Origin of the sequence: Calidifontibacillus oryziterrae (assembly GCF_000331575.1) — a bacterium.
Taxonomy (GTDB): Bacteria; Bacillota; Bacilli; order Bacillales; family Bacillaceae_J; genus Calidifontibacillus_A; species Calidifontibacillus_A oryziterrae.
The window spans coordinates 1-786 of record NZ_ANOK01000016.1; the positions used below are offsets into that span (position 1 = coordinate 1).

Sequence of the window (786 nt, forward strand, 5' to 3'; positions counted from 1 at the left end):
CCCCCCGCCTATATTACTTTTGCTTCAGTTTGAAGTAATTTTACTAATTCTTTGACTTGATCATTAAGCTCACCAGACAATACTTTCCCTGCAGCTTTTTGTGGTGGCAAATAGATTTCAAGTGTTTTCGTTTTCGCAGCCACGTCATCTTCATCAATATCTAAATCATCAAGCTCCAACTCATCTAAAGGCTTTTTCTTCGCCTTCATGATGCCTGGTAAAGATGGATATCGTGGTTCGTTTAAGCCTTGTTGTGCAGTAACAAGCAGTGGTAGTGATGCTTCCACCACTTCACTATCTCCTTCCACATCACGGCCAATTACCGCAGTATTGCCATTAATATCGAGCTTTGTGATCGTTGTTACATAATTGATTTGTAATGCTTCTGCAAGGCGAGGTCCAACCTGACCGGAACCACCGTCAATCGCAACATTTCCGCCTAGGATGATATCATACTCTTGTCCTTTGAAATACTCTCCAAGTACACTTGCCGTTGTAAATTGATCCCCATCTTCAATATCATCTTCAATATTGATAAGAACAGCCTTGTCTGCTCCCATAGCTAGCGCAGTACGTAGCTCTTTCTCACTGTCTTCATTACCAATTGTTACAACAGTCACTTCCCCGCCATGTTTATCCTTTAGCTGAATCGCCTCTTCAATTGCATACTCATCATATGGGTTAATGATAAATTCAGCACCATCTTCACTAATCTTGCCATTGTTTATTACAATTTTTTCTTCTGTGTCAAATGTTCGTTTCATGATAACAAAAATTTTCATAACT

The 786-nt window shown here is 39.8% G+C and carries 1 protein-coding gene; it reads right to left on the reverse strand.

Annotation, left to right across the window (positions count from 1 at the left end; translation table 11 throughout):
- Nucleotides 1–8 precede the first annotated feature (8 nt).
- Entirely contained in the window at nucleotides 9–782 is a 774-nt protein-coding gene (locus tag D612_RS0108415; protein ID WP_017755015.1) for an electron transfer flavoprotein subunit beta/FixA family protein, read from the reverse strand.
- Nucleotides 783–786 lie beyond the last annotated feature (4 nt).

Bases quoted from the DNA above. Each gene is read 5' to 3' on its own strand.
- D612_RS0108415 (WP_017755015.1), bottom strand. From the start codon at position 782: ATGAAAATTTTTGTTATCATGAAACGAACATTTGACACAGAAGAAAAA.